General features: G+C 63.5%; 10 protein-coding genes. 1 reads left to right on the top strand and 9 read right to left on the bottom strand.

Annotation, left to right across the window (positions count from 1 at the left end):
* Nucleotides 1-2: 2 nt before the first annotated feature.
* The 5 genes from NCS00_RS33460 to NCS00_RS03025 all read right to left on the bottom strand — a co-directional run bounded on the left by NCS00_RS33460 (nt 3) and on the right by NCS00_RS03025 (nt 5,829).
* Nucleotides 3-518 (bottom strand): PAAR domain-containing protein, encoded by a 516-nt coding sequence (locus NCS00_RS33460; RefSeq protein WP_075583623.1) that lies wholly within the window; start codon nt 516-518, stop codon nt 3-5.
* A gap of 549 nt (nt 519-1,067) precedes the next feature.
* Nucleotides 1,068-1,916 (bottom strand): S-formylglutathione hydrolase, encoded by an 849-nt coding sequence (gene fghA / locus NCS00_RS03040; protein ID WP_034474375.1) that lies wholly within the window; start codon nt 1,914-1,916, stop codon nt 1,068-1,070.
* A 22-nt stretch (nt 1,917-1,938) separates the two neighbouring features.
* Nucleotides 1,939-3,045 carry an S-(hydroxymethyl)glutathione dehydrogenase/class III alcohol dehydrogenase gene (locus NCS00_RS03035; RefSeq protein WP_008351283.1) on the bottom strand — a complete coding sequence of 369 codons (1,107 nt, stop codon included), beginning with the start codon at nt 3,043-3,045 and terminating at the stop codon, nt 1,939-1,941.
* A 27-nt stretch (nt 3,046-3,072) separates the two neighbouring features.
* Nucleotides 3,073-4,287, bottom strand: coding sequence for an AGE family epimerase/isomerase (locus tag NCS00_RS03030; protein ID WP_034474373.1), 1,215 nt, complete (start codon nt 4,285-4,287; stop codon nt 3,073-3,075).
* A gap of 108 nt (nt 4,288-4,395) precedes the next feature.
* The gene (locus NCS00_RS03025) at nt 4,396-5,829 is read right to left on the bottom strand and encodes a xylulokinase (RefSeq protein ID WP_250439021.1); all 1,434 of its coding nucleotides are present in this window, start codon (nt 5,827-5,829) and stop codon (nt 4,396-4,398) included.
* Nucleotides 5,830-6,163: 334 nt separating this feature from the next.
* Between NCS00_RS03025 and NCS00_RS03020 the strand changes: the two genes are divergently transcribed.
* The gene (locus NCS00_RS03020; RefSeq protein ID WP_034470735.1) at nt 6,164-7,555 is read left to right on the top strand and encodes a nucleobase:cation symporter-2 family protein; all 1,392 of its coding nucleotides are present in this window, start codon (nt 6,164-6,166) and stop codon (nt 7,553-7,555) included.
* 79 nt (nt 7,556-7,634) lie between these two features.
* Here NCS00_RS03020 and NCS00_RS03015 read toward each other — a convergent pair whose 3' ends face one another.
* The 4 genes from NCS00_RS03015 to NCS00_RS03000 form a co-directional block, all read right to left on the bottom strand.
* The gene (locus tag NCS00_RS03015; RefSeq protein ID WP_034470832.1) at nt 7,635-9,095 is read right to left on the bottom strand and encodes an efflux transporter outer membrane subunit; all 1,461 of its coding nucleotides are present in this window, start codon (nt 9,093-9,095) and stop codon (nt 7,635-7,637) included.
* Between the two features lies 1 nt (nt 9,096).
* On the bottom strand, nt 9,097-12,276 hold the full coding sequence (locus NCS00_RS03010; protein WP_008351301.1) for an efflux RND transporter permease subunit: 3,180 nt from the start codon (nt 12,274-12,276) through the stop codon (nt 9,097-9,099).
* A 17-nt stretch (nt 12,277-12,293) separates the two neighbouring features.
* Nucleotides 12,294-13,469: an efflux RND transporter periplasmic adaptor subunit gene (locus NCS00_RS03005; RefSeq protein WP_051996422.1), complete on the bottom strand. Its 1,176-nt coding sequence runs from the start codon at nt 13,467-13,469 to the stop codon at nt 12,294-12,296.
* 477 nt (nt 13,470-13,946) lie between these two features.
* A complete protein-coding gene (locus tag NCS00_RS03000; protein WP_008351304.1) occupies nt 13,947-15,473 on the bottom strand; it encodes an efflux transporter outer membrane subunit in 1,527 nt (508 codons plus the stop codon).

Here is a 15,473-nt window from a genome sequence, read left to right as displayed (position 1 = left end):
CTCTATACCAAGAGTTCGATTTCGATTTGTAGGGGTGCATTCGTGCGAACGCGTACCGTCTCGCCTGCATCGCTCGTGATGCCCTCGTATGTCGCGCCGTCCGCTGACTTGATGCGAAAGCGTTGATGCGAAATTGGCTGGCCGTCCTCGTCCCGCAACACAATCAACTCGTCGAAGACAGAAGGAGCAATATCCGCTGGCGACGGCGCTCTCGTAGTTAGCGCGTGACCCTTGTCCCCGCCACTCCTTAGAAAGATGCCTGGATTTCTTCCCACGGCAACACGATTTTTACCGCACGGGCAAAGCACTATGTCGCCTTCGACGACCGCACAAAGGCCCTTTTCCTTTATGCCTAGACCGGTGCCATGAATTCTGTGCGCTCCGTTGCAGCTTCCGCACGTCGCTTGATCCTCGCTAAGAGCGACTTTCCGTCTGTCGTCGCTGATCGTCGATGAACCTGCGATGACGTAACCACCTGTGGTTGTTGGATCGCCCTCGCGTATCGCTGCTTTACGCATGGCTCAGCCTTGATCGGAGATTAAAAGGGAATCGTGGCCCGCAATTGACTCGCTGCCATTTATGGGTGTACCGAACGTTAAGCGCGGAGTTATTACGTTTCGATCTCGGTCGTTGAGCTTTAAGCCAACAAACGCGAACAGTGTATTAGCCCATATAGCGACTAGCCCCCTTTCGTCAGCAATGTTGGCTTCGTTTTCATCGCTATACGTGACCGATTTACCGATCGTCGACACTAGGTACGAACGTTCCTGCATATCTCTATCTAAGCCATTGATATGGATAACGAACTTACAGAGTTAAAAGCCAGATTGGAAGAGAACCCAGGTCATTTTGTGTTGACGAACCCGGAGCCTGCATTCTCGAACATATCGGCGCGCGAGCTTGTTTCACACCTGCGCAAACACTGTCGCATTCGATACGGGCCTGCTTTCAGGCAAACATATCTCCCGAGGCAAGCAACCCGGATTGTCGTCCGGCCGCGACAAGCCTGTATCGATCGGGGTCCGCTCTCCTCCAACGCCTTCAGCGGACCGGAACATCAAAAAACCTCACCGACACAAAACCCGCGCATGATGCGCGACATGCTCCCCGACGAAGGTAGAAATGAAGAAATACCCGTGGTCATAGCCTTCATGCCGCCGCACGATCAAACTGTGTCCGGCATCACGCGCATTGCGCTCCAAGACATCCGGATGCAACTGCTCGGCGAGAAACTGATCCGCCAGTCCCTGATCGATGAGAATCCCGCCTTCGAACCGAGCAGCCGCATCGCCGAGAATCAACTCGCTCGCATCGTACTGCGCCCACGCCGAACGATCATCGCCGAGATAGCCAGAAAACGCTTTCACGCCCCACGGACACTGCGACGGCGCCGCAATAGGCGCAAACGCCGACACACTCCGATAAAGATCCGGATTGCGCAACGCGAGCACGAGCGCCCCGTGCCCGCCCATCGAATGCCCGAAGATGCCGATACGATCCTCTCGCACCGGCAACTCCGCGAGAACTGTCTCGCGCAACTCCTGCGTCACATACGAGTACATGCGATAACGCCGCGCCCAAGGCTCGCGCGTTGCATCGACATAAAACCCCGCGCCGACGCCGAAATCCCACGAATCCGTCTCGCCCGGAATATCCGCGCCACGCGGCGAAGTATCCGGCGCAATCAGCGCGATGCCGTGCTCCGCCGCGTAACGTTGCGCGCCCGCCTTGATCGGGAACGTCTCTTCGGTGCAAGTCAGGCCGGCGAGATAAAACAACGCCGGCACCTTCGAAGAAGACGCGGCAGCAGGCAAAAAGACGGAAAAGCGCATCGGCAGGCCGATAGTCTGCGATTCATGCCGATAGATGCGCTGCACGCCATCGAAACAACGATGTTCTTCCACGAGTTCCAGCATCGCGTTTTCCTCGCTCAGTAGCTCAATAGATGACGACGGAACGAATCGACTCGCCCTTCTTCATCAGGTCGAAGCCGTCGTTGATCTGCTCCAGCTTCAGATGATGCGTGATCAGATCGTCGATGTTGATCTTGCCTTCCATGTACCAGTCGACGATCTTCGGCACATCCGTGCGGCCGCGCGCGCCGCCGAACGCCGAGCCCTTCCATTCGCGGCCCGTGACGAGTTGGAACGGACGCGTGCTGATTTCCTGCCCCGCCGCCGCCACGCCGATGATGAACGACTGGCCCCAGCCCTTGTGCGTGCATTCGAGCGCCTGACGCATGAGCGTGGTATTGCCGACGCATTCGAACGAATAATCCGCGCCGCCATCGGTCAATTGCACGATGTGATCGACGACGTTCTCCACTTCCTTCGGGTTGATGAAGTGCGTCATGCCGAACTTCTTCGCGAGCTCGACGCGGCCCGGATTGATATCGACGCCGATGATCTTGTCCGCGCCCACCATCTTCGCGCCCTGTATCACGTTCAGGCCGATGCCGCCCAGCCCGAATACGACGACATTCGCGCCCGCTTCCACCTTCGCCGAATACACGACCGCGCCGACGCCCGTCGTCACGCCGCAACCGATGTAGCAGATCTTGTCGAACGGCGCGTCCTCGCGCACTTTCGCCACCGCGATCTCCGGCACGACGATGTAATTCGAAAACGTCGACGTCCCCATGTAATGGAACAGCGGTTTGCCATCGAGCGAGAAGCGCGAAGTCGCATCGGGCATGAGGCCTTTGCCTTGCGTCGCGCGAATCTTCTGGCAGAGATTGGTCTTGCGCGACAGACAGAACTTGCACTCGCGGCATTCCGGTGTGTAGAGCGGAATGACGTGATCGCCTTTTCGCAACGTGCCGACGCCCGGCCCGACATCGACGACGACGCCCGCGCCTTCATGCCCGAGAATCGCGGGGAAAATGCCTTCCGGATCCGCGCCGGAGAGCGTGTAGTAATCGGTGTGGCAGATGCCCGTCGCCTTCACCTCGATCAGCACTTCACCCGCGCGCGGACCTTCGAGATCGACTTCTTCGATCGTCAACGGCTTGCCGGCTTCCCATGCGATTGCTGCTTTCGTTTTCATCGTCTGACTCCCAAGGTTGTGATTGTTTCAGCGCACGATATTCAGGACTTCGTAGCATGCGCCCATCGTGTGATAGTCCGTCTTGCCCGCCGGGCTTTTCTCGTCGCTGTACTGGCGATTGTCGCGCGTGAGAATGCGATACCACGCACCCCACTTGTGATCGACGAAATGCTCCCAGCTATAAGTCCACAGGCGGTCGTAATCGTTCCAGTAACGCGCGGCAAGCGCCGCGTCGCCATCGCGTTGCGCGCGATCCGCGAGCAGCGCGGCCGCCGCGAACGATTCCGCCTGAACCCAGAAATACTTGTCTTCGTCGTAGAACTTGCCTTCGGTGTCGAAGCCATAGACCATGCCGCCGTGCTCGTGATCCCACGACAATTGCAGCGCGCGATCGAACAGCTCGCGCGCACGCGTGACGTGCCACGCCTCCGGCCGATGACGATCCAGGATCAGCAGCAACTTCGCCCATTCCGTCTGATGCCCAGGCTGAAAGCCCCACGGCCTGAAAATATTGCTGCGATCGCCCTTGTTGTAGTCCCAGTCGATCGACCAGTCCGGCTTGTAGTGTTCCCACACGAGCCCGCCCGCGAGCGCGGCCTGCCGATTCACCATGTTGTCCGCGAGCAGCGCCGCGCGATCGAGATAGCGCGCTTCTCCGGTCGCTTCGAACGCGGCGAGCAGCGCTTCGCACGTATGCATGTTCGCGTTCTGCCCGCGATAGTCGGACACTTGCCAGTCCGCGCTCGCCTCATCCTTGTAAAGGCCGTGCTGCGCGTCCCAGAAGTGCGTCTCCATCAGATGCCAGGTTTCGTCGAGATACGCGCGCGCTTCGTCGAATCCGGCTTCGACCGCCTTCGCATACGCGAGCACGACGAACGCGAGGCCATAGCAATGATTCGTTGCATCCGTGACGTCGCGGCCGTTCAACGTCCACGCATAGCCGCCCGTCTGCGGATTGCGATGAACCTCGCGCAGATATTCGATGCCATGCGCCACGCCGCCGCGATATTCGTCGAGGCCGAAGTGCTTGTAGGCCATCGCATAGTTGAAGACGAAGCGGGTGCTCGACACGAGATGACGCGACGTGCGGTCGTAGATCGTGCCGTCGTTCTTGTAGAAGTGGTAGAAGCCGCCCGCCGGGTCCATGCAGTGCGGATGATAGAAGGTCATCGTGCGCAGCGCGTGATCGAGCAGGAACGCGCGCGAGCGGAAATCGGGATGTGACGGTGACGGTGCGGGCATGGCTGAGTTCGATGTTGTCGTGACGAAGCGAGCTTCAGTTACCGCTCATATGAAGCGTCGCTTCATACTCCCCGGCGCGCATGGCGTCGGGATCCAAGGTACGCAAGTTTAAGCGGACTCGCGCCCGATCGCGAACCAGTCTTCGGTGCGCCGGTACAGATCGATGAAACGGGCGAGCCGCTGATCGAGCGACGGATTCGGACGCGGCGTCGCGGCGAGCGTCGCCTTCGGTGCGAGCGAAGCGATATCGCCGATGCGCCACTGCCCCGCCGCGATGCCGCCGAGCAGCGCCGCGCCTCGCGTCGCCGCGTTCGGGCAATCGACGGCGCGCAGCTCGACGCGCAATGCATCGGCGAGCAACTGCCGCCAGCGCAGATCGACCGAGCCGCCCCCCGCGAGCAGCATCGCATCGAGCGGCGTGCCGTTGGCGCGAATCGCGTCGAGTCCCGCACGCAATGCGAATGCCACGCCCTCGAACGCGGCGCGCATCATCGTGCCGCGCGTGTCCTCGAGGCCGAGTCCGAGCCAGCCGCCGCGCGCGTTCGGGTTCATCCATGGTGAGCGTTCGCCGCTCAGATACGGCAGAAAACTCACCGATGCACTCGCCGACGCGGCGAAGGCGTCGTCGTAGGCGTCGGGCCACGATGCGTAACCGAGCCAGCCGCGCACCGCTTCCAGCGCGACGCCGACGTTCTGCATCGCCGCCATGCGATACCACGCGCCGTTGGCCGCGCGATACGTGTGCAGGCCGTGCACGGGCGCGGGCGCGTCGGCGCACATGACGACGATCTGCCCGCCGGTGCCGGTGGTGAGGAGCGCGTCGCCATCGGCGCAAAGGCCGCTGCCGAGCGCAGCGCACGGCGTATCGCCGGCGCCGACGGCCATCGGAATGCCCGCTTCGAGACCGAGCGCGGACGCCGACGCCGCAGACAACGCGCCGCCGACTTCATGCGATGCCGCGAGCGGCGCGAACCACGCGCGCGGCAAGCCGAGCCGGTCGATCAGCGCCTCGTCCCATTCGCCCGATGGCGCGGCGAGCGCGGTCGCGCACGCATCGGATGCATCGGTGACGAACGCGCCGCCGAGCTTCGCGCGCAGCCAGTCTTTCGGCTGCAAGGCCCAGCGCGTTTGCGCCGCGATCCGCGGTTCGTTCGATGCGAGCCAGCGCAGCAACGGCCCCGCCATGCCGGGCGCGACCGGATTCGGCTGCGGCTCGCGCCACGCGTCGAGCAGATCGCGGGCACGGGTGTCGGGCCACAGCATCGCGGGGCGAAGCGCGTGGCCATGCGCGTCGGTCAAAACGACGCCGTGCATCTGCCCCGAAAAGCCGATGCCGCGTACCGCTTGACGCTCGTTGGCGGGCAAACGCGATGCTGCGTCGACGAGCGCGCCATACCACGCATCGACGCTGGTTTCGGCCCAGCCGGGCTGCGCGCTCGTCACCGCGTACGCCGCACTCGACGACGCGATGTCGCGTCCGGCTTCATCGACGATCGCGAGCTTGAGGGAGCCCGTGCCGAGATCGATGCCTAAAAAACGCATGGGATTCCGAGTCTGAAAAGGCGTTAGGGAAAACGCGTAAAACGGGGGTTAACCCCGCCATCGCGCGATGAACGTGAAAAATGGACTATACGCGGGGCGTGATGCACATCATAACGACCGTCCGAAGATCGCGGCCTTCCGTCAGGCGACGAATTTCCCTTGATTTGCGTCAAACCCCTTGTGACAGGGCCGTTCGCACGTTTGCGCCGCTCGCGGCGCGCGAAACCCATATCGGCACGCGAACGCGACGTATAGCGCCGCGTGGTCTTGTTCATGGTTGCCGATGCACTTAACTTGGAGGCCATTCAAATGGAAGTAGACATAGGAGAGAGACATGGCTTTAAGTTCGGTGAACCCGTCGGTGCATCCGTGCGACGAACGGCTCCCCGCCGGTCAACTGCTGACGCTCGGCATCCAGCACGTTCTGGTGATGTACGCGGGCGCGGTGGCGGTGCCGCTGATCCTCGGCGCCGCGATGGGCCTGCCGAAAGATCAGGTCGCGTTTCTCATCAGCGCGGATCTGTTCTCGTGCGGCGTCGCCACGCTGATCCAGACGCTCGGCCTGTGGATCTTCGGCATTCGCCTGCCCGTCATCATGGGCTGCACCTTCGCCGCCGTCGGCCCGATGGTCGCGATCGGCACGAATCCTTCGCTCGGCATTCTCGACGTGTTCGGCGCGACCATCGCGGCGGGCGTGATCGGCATCGTCCTCGCGCCGATGATCGGCAAGCTCCTGCGCTTCTTCCCGCCGGTCGTGGTCGGCACGGTGATCGCGGTGATCGGCCTCTCGCTGATGGGCGTGGGCATCAACTGGGCGGCGGGCGGCATCGGCAATCCCGACTACGGCAATCCGGTCTTCCTGCTGCTGTCGCTCGTCGTGTTGTCGCTGATTCTGCTCATCAACAAGTTCGCGCGAGGTTTCATCGCGAATATTTCGGTGCTGCTCGGGATCGTCGTCGGCTTCGTGATCGCCGCGATGCTCGGCCGCGTCGACATGGACGGCGTCGCGCACGCGCCGTGGGTCGGCATCGTGCTGCCGTTCCACTTCGGCATGCCGCATTTCGATGCGCTCTCCGTCGCGACGATGGTCATCGTCATGTTCGTGACGTTCATCGAATCGACGGGCATGTTCCTCGCGGTCGGCGATCTCGTCGAGCGTCCGGTCGACCAGAAGGCGCTCGTGCGCGGCTTGCGTGTCGACGGTCTCGGCACGCTGATCGGCGGCATCTTCAACTCGTTCCCGCATACGTCGTTTTCGCAGAACGTCGGTTTGATCGGCGTGACGGGCGTGAAGAGCCGCTTCGTCTGCGCGACAGGCGGCGTGATTCTCGTCGTGCTCGGCCTCTTTCCGAAAATGGCGCAGGTGGTGGCGTCGGTGCCGCCGTTCGTGCTCGGCGGCGCGGGCATCGTGATGTTCGGCATGGTCGCGGCGAACGGCATCAAGACGCTGTCGCGCGTGGACTTCTCGAAGAATCAGCACAACCTGTTCATCGTCGCGGTGAGCGTCGGGATGGGCATGGTGCCGGTCGTCGCGCCGAAGTTCTTCACGCAACTGCCGCACGCGCTGGAGCCGATCCTTCACAGCGGGATTCTGCTGGCGTCGGTGTCGGCGGTGGTGTTGAACATCGTGTTCAACGGCGTGCGCAAGGAACGCGATGCCGAACGCGATGCGCGTGAAGCCGCGCATGAGTTCGAAGGCGCGGCCCATGCGGGCGACGCGCACTGAGGAGTTTGGGCTGTACTTGCGTTGAGCGCCGCGGCGGGAGCCGCGGCGTTTTTTTGTTTATCGAAGCGAGGGTCGCGCGTCAGCCCGCATCCGCCGCCCGCGGCGCATCGCCCGTCCGCTCGATCCACCCGCCTCCCAGCGCCTGATACAACGTCACGAGATTCGCCAACCGCTGCGTGCGCGCGGCAATCAGCGTCTGCTGCGCCGAATACAGATCCTGCTGCGCGGTCAGCACGCCGAGATAGCTGTCGACGCCCTGCTTGTATCGCAGCGTCGACAACTCCAGCCGGCGTTGCTGCGCGGCCGTATCGCGCACGAGCGCGGCGATCTGCTGATCGTAGGTGCCGCGCGCGGCGAGACCATCGGCGACATCCTTGAACGCGGATTGAATCGCCTTCTCGTAATTGGCGATCTCGATCTTCTTCTGGATATTCGCGTACTCGAGATTCGCGAACTGATCGCCGTAGATCGGCAAGGTGATGGTCGGCGCAAAGCTCCATCCCGCCGACCCCGCTTTGAACAGACCACCGAGCGTCGGGCTCAGTGTGCCGAGCATGCCGGTCAGCGAAATGTTGGGAAAGAACGCTGCGCGCGCCGCGCCGATGTTCGCATTCGCCGCGAGCAGATTCTGTTCGGCCTCCATGATGTCCGGCCGCCGCAGCAGCAAATCCGACGGCAGACCCGCAGGAATGTCCGCGAGCAGGTCTTGACCGTCGAGCGGCATGCCGCCCGGCAGATCGTCGGGCACCGGCTCGCCGAGCAGCAACACGAGCGCATTGACCGCCTGCGCCCGCGCGCGCTCCTGCGCCTGCAGATTCGCCGCCGCGCCTTCCATCACCGTTTGCGCCTGGCTCACGTCCAGCTCCGACGCGGCGCCGTTGTCGAATTGCAGCTTGACGATCCGGTAGGATTCGCTCGCGCTGGCCAGCGTCTGATGCGTCACCTTCAGCAGGTCGTCCGTCTGCAAGACCTGGAGGTACTGCACCGCCACTTGCGAGACGAGCGAAATCTCCGCAGCCTTGCGCGCATAGGCAGTCGCGAAATATTTCGCGAGCGCCTGATTCCGCATGCTCTGCACCCGGCCGAACAGGTCGATCTCCCACGACGCATTCAGGCCCACCGTGTAGGTATTCGAGATGGTCTGATTCAAGAACGACAGATTGTCGGGCTTGCGCGTTTTCGACTGCGCGCCCACGGCGGTGATGGACGGAAGCAGAAGCGTCGTGACGACCTGATACTGCGCCTGCGCGGCCTGCACGTTGAGCATCGCGACGCGCAAGTCACGGTTGTTCTTCAACGCGATGTCGATGAGCCGCTGCAAACGCGCATCGACGAAGAAATCGCGCCAGCCGATATCGGCCGCGGCCACGCCGTTCGCGCTGCGTGCGCCGTCCGGCGTCGCGACCGGCTGCGTCGCGTAGACGCCGTGCGCCGGAAAATTCGCCGACACCGGCGCGGCGGGGCGTTCGTACTTCGGCGCCATCGTGCAGCCGGTCGCCAGTACGGCGACGGCCATTGCAATCAAGGAAAGTCTACGCATGTCAGTGTCCTTCGTTGCCCTGTTGCGCGCGCCGCTGCGCTTCGTAACGCGCGAGCGCGGCATCCGTGTCCTCCTTGTCGCCGCCGAAACGCGAGCGCACCACGACGAAGAACATCGGCACCATGAAAATGGCGAGGAAAGTCGCGGTCACCATGCCGCCGATCACGCCCGTGCCGATCGCGTGCTGGCTGCCCGAGCCCGCGCCGTTGCTGATCGCGAGCGGCATCGTGCCGAGAATGAACGCGAGCGATGTCATGAGAATCGGACGCAGGCGCAGGCGCGCCGCTTCGAGCGCCGCTTCGATCGGCCCCATCTTTTGCGAGAGCTGCAGATCGCGGGCGAACTCGACGATCAGAATCGCGTTCTTCGCCGACAAGCCCACTGTCGTGAGCAAGCCGACCTGGAAGAACACGTCGTTCTCCAGTCCGCGCAGCGACACGGCGAGCAGTGCGCCGACCACGCCGAGCGGCACGACCATGATCACGGAGAAAGGAATCGACCAGCTCTCGTACAGCGCCGCGAGACACAGGAACACGACGAGGATCGAGATGCCGTAAAGAATCGGCGCCTGCGAGCCGGACTGGATCTGCTGATACGACAGCCCCGTCCATTCGTAGCCGATGCCCGCGGGCAGCTTCGCCGCGAGCGCTTCCATCGCGGCCATCGCCTCGCCGGTGGATTTGCCCGGCTTCGCGACACCCTGGATTTCGATCGACGACAGGCCGTTGTAGCGTTCGAGCTTGGGCGAGCCGTAGCTCCATTCGGTCGTCGCGAACGACGAGAACGGCACCATCGAGCCCGACGCGTTGCGCACGTACCAGCTGTTGATGTTCTCCGGCGACATGCGGAACGGCGCATCGCTCTGCATGTACACCTTCTTGATGCGGCTGTCCGTATCGAGGAAGTTGTTCACGTACTTCGACGCCCACGCGATCGAGAACGTCTGGTCGATGCTCGACGGATCGACGCCCTGCGCCAGCGCCTTCTGACGGTCGATGTTCACCTTGAACTGCGGCGCGTCGTTCAGGCCGTTCGGCCGGACCTGCGCGAGCGTCTCGTCCTTCGCGGCCATGCCGAGGAGCATCGCGCGCGCCTGCATCAGCTTTTCGTGGCCGAGACCGGCGCGATCCTGAAGTTCGAAGTCGAAGCCCGACGCCGTGCCCAGTTCCGGAATCGACGGCGGATTCACCGGAAACACGAGCGCGTTCTTGTAGCCCGCGAACGCGCCGTACGTGCGGCCCACCAGCGCTTGCACCTTCTCGTTGGCGCTCGTGCGCTGGGCGAAGTCCTTCAGCCGCACGAAGATGAGACCCGAGTTCTGGCCATGACCGGCAAAGCTGTAACCGTTCACGGTGAACACCGACTCGACGAGCGCGCTTTCCTTCTTCAGCAGATGGCCCGCGACATCGTCCAGCGCGCGCTGCGTCATCTCCTGCGTGGAGCCGGCGGGCGTCGCCACCAGCACGAACATCGTGCCCTGGTCTTCATCGGGCAGGAACGCCTTCGGCAAACGCGCGAACAACATGCCGACCGCCACGATGATCACCACATAGATGACGAGCCAGCGCCCCGAACGCCTGATGACATGCGCCACGCCGCCGTGATACTTCGCCTGGCTCTTCGCGAACGTGCGGTTGAACCAGCCGAAGAAGCCGGTCGTCTTTTCCGTGTGGCCTTCCGGGTGCGGCTTGAGCATCGTTGCGCACAGCGCAGGGGTGAGCACCATCGCGGTGAGCACCGAGAGACCCATCGCCGAGACGATCGTCAGCGAGAACTGGCGATAGATCGCGCCGACCGAGCCGCCCGTGAACGCCACCGGCACGAACACCGCCGCGAGCACGAGCGCCACGCCGACGAGCGCGCCGGTGATCTGACTCATCGCCTTCTTCGTGGCTTCCTTCGGCGACAGTCCCTCTTCGGTCATCACGCGCTCGACGTTTTCGACGACCACGATCGCGTCGTCCACCAGCAAGCCGATGGCGAGCACGAGCCCGAACATCGACAGCGTGTTGATGGAGAAGCCCGCCGCCGCCATGATCGCGAAGGTGCCGAGCAGCACGACCGGCACGGCGATGGTCGGAATGAGCGTCGCGCGCAGGTTCTGCAGGAACAGGTACATCACGAGGAACACCAGCACGATGGCCTCGATGAGCGTCTTGACGACGTCGGCGATCGACTGCTTCACGAACGGCGTGGTGTCGTACGGATACTTCACGACGAGACCGTGCGGGAAGAACTTCGCGAGCTCGTCGACTTTCGCGCGCACCAGATTCGCGGTGGCGAGCGCGTTCGCGCCGGTCGCGAGCTGAATGCCGAATCCGGCAGCCGGACGGCCGTTGTACTGCGTCTCGAAGTTGTAGTTCTCGCCGCCGAGACCGACGCGCGCCACGTCGCGGATACGCACCTGCGAGCCGTCCTGATTCACCTTCAGCAGCACGTTGCCGAACTGCTCCGGTGTGCGCAGCAGCGTCGCTTCGGTGATGGTCGCCTGCATCGACTGACCCGGCACCGCGGGCACGCCGCCGAGCTGGCCGCCCGCGACCTGCACGTTCTGCGAAGTCAGCGCGTTCTGCACGTCGACCGGCGTCAGGCTGAATTTGGTCAGCTTGTTCGGATCGAGCCAGATTCGCATCGCGTACTGCGAGCCGAAGAGCGTGACGGTGCCGACGCCGTTCAGCCGGCTGATCGGATCCTGCACGTGCGACGCCACGTAGTTCGCGAGGTCTTCGCGGCTCATGCTGCCGTCTTCGGACACGAACGCCAGCACGAGCAGGAAGCTGCTGCTCGACTTGGTCACGCTGATGCCGAGCTGCTGCACGACGGCCGGCAGATTGGGCGTGGCCAGTTGCAGCTTGTTCTGCACCTGAACCTGCGCGATGTCGGCATTGGTGCCGGCCGCGAACGTCAGCGTGACGGTGGCGGTGCCGCTGTCATCGGAGGTCGAGGACAGATACAGCAGATGGTCGAGACCGCTCATCTGCTGCTCGATCACCTGCGTGACGGTGTTTTCGACGGTCTGAGCGGATGCGCCCGGATAGTTCGCGGATATCTGGATCGCGGGCGGCGCGATGGTCGGATATTGCGCGACGGGCAGCGTCGTCACCGACGCGAGACCCGCGAGCATCAGAATGATGGCGATCACCCACGCGAAAATCGGGCGATCGATAAAGAACTTGGCCATGGACGTGTCTCCCGTCCTTACGCGCCGGAGGCGGCCGTTGCGTCGGCTTTCGCTTCGGGCTGACGCGCGGGCACGGCCTTCACTTCCATGCCCGGACGCACGTGATCGATGCCCTCGACGATCACGCGATCGCCCGCGTTCAGACCGCTGTCGACGATCCAGCTCTGGCCGAGCGTCCCGGAGGTGACGAGCGGGCGCATCGCGACCTTGTTGTCCTTGCCGACGACCATCGCGAGCGCGGTGCCTTTCTGATCGTGCGTGATGCCCTGCACCGGCACGACGAGCGCCTTCGGATTCACGCCTTGCTCGATGCGCGCGCGCACGAACATGCCCGGCAGCAGCACCCGATCCTTGTTCATGAAGATCGCGCGCAGCGTCACCGATCCGGTCGACGGATCGACGCTCACATCGCTGAATTGCAGCTTGCCCTGCTCCGGATACTCACGGCCGTCTTCGAGGATCAGCGTGACCTTCGCCGCGTTCGGGCCGTTGGTCGAAAGACGCCCTTCCTGAATCTGACGGCGCAGCTTGAGACCGTCGAGACTCGATTGCGTGAGATCGACGTACATCGGGTCGAGCTGCTGGACGGTGACCATCAGCGTCGCCTGCGCCGCCTGCACGTATGCGCCGGGCGTGACCTGGGAAATGCCGGCCTGCCCCGAAACCGGCGACGTGACGTCGGTATAGCCAAGCTTGATCTGCGCGGTGTCGATCGCGGCTTTGGCCGACGCGACATCGGCTTCGGCCTGGCCTTGCGCCGCCACGGCGTTGTCGTAGTCCTGCTTGCTGACCGCGTTCGACGCGACGAGCACCTTGTAGCGCTCGGCCTGCGCCGCGGTCGAGACGAGATTCGCATGGGCCTTCGCGAACGACGCCTTCGCGTTGTTCAGTTGCGCGATATACGGCGCCGGATCGATCTTGTAAAGGCGTTGCCCGGCCTTGACGAGGCTGCCTTCCGTGAATTCGCGGCGCAGCACGATGCCATCGACGCGCGCGCGCACCTGGGCATCGAGAAAGGCGCTCGTGCGGCCCGAGAGTTCTGTCGTGACCGGCACATCGGCCGGCTCGACGATGACAACGCCGACTTCCGGCGTGTGCGGCGCCATCGCGGGATGCTTCTCTCCGCAACCGGCTGCCAGCAAGGCGGCCGTCGTGACACCGATGAGGCGGTATGGAATCCGTATGAGACGCATGGAACGCGAGACCTCTGAGGTTACTGACAATGAAAGGCGCGCGTCTTCGCGTTGACCGCGAGCCGCGCGCAATGTGCTGTCGTGCGATGCGAAAGTCGCTGACCGCGGCGACCGGGGCATTCGTGCGGCCCGCGCGCCTTGGATGGGGCTGGCCGCTTTCGGAAGAAATGCGGCCATATTTTTGGGATAACTGAATGTATGCGACGCTCGCGGCGAGCTTCGTCAACGACTTTTTCGAACGATCGATGGAACGGATCGCGCCGTCACGACTGCGGCAAGCAGCCGATTATAGTTATCGCGCGCAGTGAGGAAGACGAAAGAGTAGGCAGATGTGTGGATCTTTGATGGCAACTGAAACAATGTGCCAAGTCTGTTGCATCACCCAGACATCGATGCAAAACGATGTGGAACAAGTTCGAAAGCGCGAAAAAAAGCCCGGCGCGCGGCCGGGCTTCGAGTGCGACAGTTTTAGGCGAATCAGCTCGCCGCGGGCGCCGAGGCTGCTTGCGGCGCGCCTTGCGAGCCGTAGTCGACGGGCGCATCGGCGGGACGCGGCGCGTCGCCGGAACGCTCGATCCATCCGCCGCCCATGAACTGATACAGATCGACGAGGTTCGTCAGTCGATTCAGCCGCGCCGTGATGAGCAGCTGCTGCGCTTCGTAAAGCGCCGTCTGCGCGGTCAGCACCGACAGATAGCTGTCCACGCCATTGCGATAGCGCAGGTCCGACAGCTCCAGACGCCGGCTCTGCGAATTGACGAAGCGCTCGAGCGCCTTGATCTGCTCGTCGAAGGTGCCGCGCGCGGCGAGGCCGTCCGCGACTTCGCGGAACGCGGTCTGGATCGCCTTCTCGTAATTGGCGATCTCGATGCGCTTCTGCACGTTCGCCAGATCGAGATTGGCCTTGTTCTGGCCGCCCTCGAAGATCGGCACCGTGATCTGCGGCGCGAACGACCACGCAGCCGACCCCGGCTTGAACAGGCCGCCGAGCGTCGGCGACAGCGTGCCGAAGCTGCCCGTCAGCGAGACGCGCGGAAAGAACGCCGCGCGCGCCGCGCCGATATTCGCGTTGGCCGCGAGCAGCGACTGCTCCGCCGCCGCGATATCGGGACGGCGCGTCAGCAGATCGGACGGCAGACCCGCGGGAATGTCGGAGAGCAGATTCTGCGTATCGAGCGGCATGCCGGCCGGCAAATCCGCAGGCAACGGCTCCCCGACGAGCAGCACGAGCGCGTTTTCCGCCTGCGCGCGCAAACGCGACTGCGTCTGCAGATTCGCCTGCGCTTCCTCGACCACGCCTTCGGACTGACGCAGATCGAGTTCGGTGCCGGTGCCGTTCTCGTATTGCAGCTTGGTGATGCGGAACGACTCCTGCGCCGTCTTGAGCGTGTTCTGCGTGACGACGAGTTGATCGTCGTAGGCGAGCATCGTCAGATACTGGTCCGCCACCGACGACACCAGCGAGATCTCCGCCGCCTTGCGCGATTCCGCCGTCGACAGATATTGCGCGAGCGCCTGATCCTTCAGGCTGCGGATGCGCCCGAAGAAGTCGATTTCCCACGACGCATTCAGGCCGACCGAATACTCGTTCGAGATCGTGTTACCGAAGAACGACAGATTCTTCGGCGTGCGCTGCTTCGTCTGCGACGCGGCCGCATCGAGCGTCGGGAACAGACCCGCGCGCGTGATCTGATACTGCGCGCGCGCCGCATCGACGTTGAGCACCGAGACGCGCAGGTCGCGATTGTTCTTCAGCGCGAGCTCGACGATCTTCTGCAGGCGCGCATCGGCGAAGAAATCGCGCCAGCCGATGTCCGGCGCGCTCTGGCCGTTCGCCGTGCGGCCGTTGCTCGCGCTCGAACTCGCATCCGGCTGGTGCGCGTACACGCCGCCTTCCGGAAACGTCTGCGTGACGGGCTCGGGCGGACGCTCGTACTTCGGCTGGAGCGTGCAGCCCGCGGCGAATACCGCCACGGCGGCCGCGATCAAGGAATGTTTAAGCAT

This window comes from Caballeronia sp. AZ1_KS37 (assembly GCF_023631165.1).
Taxonomy (GTDB): domain Bacteria; phylum Pseudomonadota; class Gammaproteobacteria; order Burkholderiales; family Burkholderiaceae; genus Caballeronia; species Caballeronia zhejiangensis.
This window is presented reverse-complemented; position numbering and strand designations above follow the sequence as displayed.

Bases quoted from the DNA above. Each gene is read 5' to 3' on its own strand.
- NCS00_RS33460 (WP_075583623.1), bottom strand. From the start codon at position 518: ATGCGTAAAGCAGCGATACGCGAGGGCGATCCAACAACCACAGGTGGT.
- fghA (WP_034474375.1), bottom strand. From the start codon at position 1,916: ATGCTGGAACTCGTGGAAGAACATCGTTGTTTCGATGGCGTGCAGCGC.
- NCS00_RS03035 (WP_008351283.1), bottom strand. From the start codon at position 3,045: ATGAAAACGAAAGCAGCAATCGCATGGGAAGCCGGCAAGCCGTTGACG.
- NCS00_RS03030 (WP_034474373.1), bottom strand. From the start codon at position 4,287: ATGCCCGCACCGTCACCGTCACATCCCGATTTCCGCTCGCGCGCGTTC.
- NCS00_RS03025 (WP_250439021.1), bottom strand. From the start codon at position 5,829: ATGCGTTTTTTAGGCATCGATCTCGGCACGGGCTCCCTCAAGCTCGCG.
- NCS00_RS03020 (WP_034470735.1), top strand. From the start codon at position 6,164: ATGGCTTTAAGTTCGGTGAACCCGTCGGTGCATCCGTGCGACGAACGG.
- NCS00_RS03015 (WP_034470832.1), bottom strand. From the start codon at position 9,095: ATGCGTAGACTTTCCTTGATTGCAATGGCCGTCGCCGTACTGGCGACC.
- NCS00_RS03010 (WP_008351301.1), bottom strand. From the start codon at position 12,276: ATGGCCAAGTTCTTTATCGATCGCCCGATTTTCGCGTGGGTGATCGCC.
- NCS00_RS03005 (WP_051996422.1), bottom strand. From the start codon at position 13,469: ATGCGTCTCATACGGATTCCATACCGCCTCATCGGTGTCACGACGGCC.
- NCS00_RS03000 (WP_008351304.1), bottom strand. From the start codon at position 15,473: ATGCTTAAACATTCCTTGATCGCGGCCGCCGTGGCGGTATTCGCCGCG.